Origin of the sequence: Microvirga massiliensis (genome assembly GCF_001006805.1) — a bacterium.
GTDB lineage: Bacteria > Pseudomonadota > Alphaproteobacteria > Rhizobiales > Beijerinckiaceae > Microvirga > Microvirga massiliensis.
The window spans coordinates 149,304-151,950 of record NZ_LN811364.1 but is presented as its reverse complement, the minus strand read 5'-3'; the positions used below and the strand labels follow the sequence as shown (position 1 = coordinate 151,950).

General features: G+C 61.1%; 3 protein-coding genes. 1 reads left to right on the top strand and 2 read right to left on the bottom strand.

The features are described 5' to 3' along the window. Positions 1-30 precede the first annotated feature (30 nt). Positions 31-459, top strand: coding sequence for an EscR/YscR/HrcR family type III secretion system export apparatus protein (locus BN1233_RS43760; RefSeq protein ID WP_052764066.1), 429 nt, complete (start codon positions 31-33; stop codon positions 457-459). 525 nt (positions 460-984) lie between these two features. On the opposite strand, the gene BN1233_RS34350 is transcribed toward BN1233_RS43760, so the two are convergent. Together BN1233_RS34350 and BN1233_RS34345 are read right to left on the bottom strand one after the other, a co-directional pair. Continuing rightward, positions 985-2,025, bottom strand: a complete 1,041-nt coding sequence (locus BN1233_RS34350) for an IS110 family RNA-guided transposase (protein ID WP_046868123.1) — start codon at positions 2,023-2,025, stop codon at positions 985-987. Positions 2,026-2,211: 186 nt separating this feature from the next. Further along, positions 2,212-2,647 (bottom strand): transposase (locus BN1233_RS34345; RefSeq protein ID WP_147707725.1); only part of this gene is annotated, 436 nt, incomplete at its 5' end.

The window sequence follows — 2,647 nt, the reverse complement described above, 5'->3', positions numbered from 1 at the left end:
CTAATTGCGAACTAAGCTTTGCTGACCCTCATGGATATTTTCAAGTTCCTGCCGCAGAAGCCGCTGCCTCATTACCGAGGGAACGGCTTTAGCGTTCCAAAGGGAATGCTTCGCGGCGTGATGATTTTCGGCGCGCTTGCACTCGCTGCGACTTCCGCTCAAGAACAGGTCCCGAACCTCAACGAGCTGATCCCAGAGGGCGACGGTGCCATCAGCGGTCGCATCATCCAACTCGTTGCCCTGCTCATTGTCCTGGAAGCTCTCGCCCCGGTAGTCACGAATCTCGCGAGCTCGGACGACGCCTGGGTGCGGCTCAAATCTGCACTCATCATGGCCAATACCGATGGAGCGAATGACGAACTTGCCGGCGGGATCCATCCGGATATCCTCGCCTACTTGCGCACCGTGTCGCTGGCGCAGATCCAGGGCCCGGTCTCCTTCACTTGCGAGAGGATTTGAACGAGCGCGTGCAGATCCGCAGCAAGGGTGCGGTTAAGGAACTCGTGATTCAAGCTCTGATTGTTAAGTAGATCTGTGAGGGCAATGGTCCCCTCAGGAATATCTCCGAAGTTGTTGAGATCGTTCATCCGCCCTTGCGGTTATCCGGGCGAGAGTTCCGCAAACCGAGGCAAAGACATTCCGTGGAACGGTGGCCGGCGAGAAAGCGCTTATGTTGGACCAGCGTCTGAGTGACGACGGAGAGCGGACCCTCAGACGCTCCCTTTCTAAATCGCAGGCTGACCGAGGCCGTTCTCTAATTCCGGGGCTGAGGTCAATTTCTCCGTGCACCTCCTTGCCGGGTCCAGGGTTCTCTCCGCGGTAAGGTCAGGCCTTCCGCATGATGGCGTCAGATGACGCTGGCAGATCAATGTGTGAAGCGCGCTTTGCCCGTGAGGGCGTCGCACAGCCTGGGGCGATCTCACCAACGCCAACGTCCCGGCAGGGATAGTGCTTCCCGCTAGTTGGCGGGAATCCGGTTCGGCTTCATGCAGCTTGCTGGGGAGCCTCCTGTGATGACCAGCGAAAATCCGTGCCATCCATCCACATCCGGTGCAGAACAACGGCGAGCTTGCGCGCAACCGCGACCTTGGCTTTGCGCAGTCCGCTGCGCTTGGCCAGCCTGAGCCCCCAGGCTTTGAGCGCCGACCACTTGGCCACCCGGGTGAGGAGCACGTTGGCAGCCTCGTAGAGATAGCTTCGCAGCATCGTGTCGCCGCATTTCGAGATCCGGCCCGTCCAGTCGGTCTCGCCGGAGGCGTAGCCTCGGGCCGTCAGCCCTGCATAGGCTCCGACACTTCTTGATCGCTTGAAGCGGGTGGGGTCATTGATCGTCGCCAGGAAGCACAGCGCCGTGATGGCGCCGATACCTGGGACGGTCATGAACTGCCGCACATGAGCACTCCGGCGCGCCAGGCGCAGCACCTTGCCATCAAGGTCCGCGATCTGCTGGTCGACGGCTTCACGCGCCCTGAGGAGCGGCAAGGCTGCGGCGGCGAGGTCCGGCCGGTTCTCGAGCAGTTCGGCCGCACGCCTGGCAAACACGTTCATCTTGGCCCGGCCGATCACCAGACCGAGGTTCTTCAGGAGCCCGCGGATCTGGTTCTCCAGATCGCGCTTGAGCTTGACCAGCAACGCGCGGCTGGCGAGGAGGGCCTTGATGGCATGACTGCCGCGGTCTTTGACGTGCACCTGCTTGTACCATCCACATTGCATGATGCGGGCAATCCCGGCGGCGTCGTTGCGGTCGTTCTTGTTGATCTGCATCTTCAACGCCGCCTTGGCGTGCCGGGCATCGATGCAGATGGCCGGCAGTCCCAGCTCCGTTAGCTCGCTCCACAGCCACGTCGCTGTTGCTCCCGTCTCAAGCCCCACCCGGGCCACATGCGGCGCATGGGATTGAATGAAGCTCGCGATGGCCTCTGGGTCGGATGGCACCATACCTTCACGCACGATCTTGCCCGTTTGATCGACAATGCAGATCGCCGTCAGCTTCAGCGAGACGTCCAGTCCGACATAGTGCTCCATGGCTACCCTCCATCATGGTTAGGGCCCAAATGTGGGCCTCATCGATCCTTGGAGAGCTGATTCTCACAGCCAGGTTATGGCGCGGTCTCCGGAATTACCCCATGTGTGAAAACGCGATCGCTTGACGGGCTTTGGAAAGGTTGATGCGCGCGGGCTGTTCGAACGCGGGCTCTGGCTAGAGTTCGATCAGGCCACGATCGCTGTCAACAGCGGCTTGACGCCGAAGATCTTGATCATGCGCTTCAGATTGTAGGCCAGCACCTGCAAGCTCATCTCGGTTCTGACTTTCGCCAGGGTCTTGGTCAGGAAATGGGTGCTGCCCATCCAGGCCTTGATCGTCCCGAATGGATGCTCGACGGTCTGCCGGCGGATGGTCATGGCTTCCGGCATGCGCTCAAGCCGCGCCCGCATCCGGTCGAGCACGTCCTCATGCTCCCAGCGCTTCACCCGCTTGATCTTGTTGGGCGTGCATTGGGGCTTGAGTGCGCAGGTCGGACAGGCCGTCAGGTTGCGGTAATGATCGATCGTGTCCCGACGGTCTGAGCGCACCTTGCCCTTGGTCAGGCGTTGGCCCGCCGGGCAGGTGTAGCGGTCATGCTCAGCCTCGTAGATGAAGTCCGCG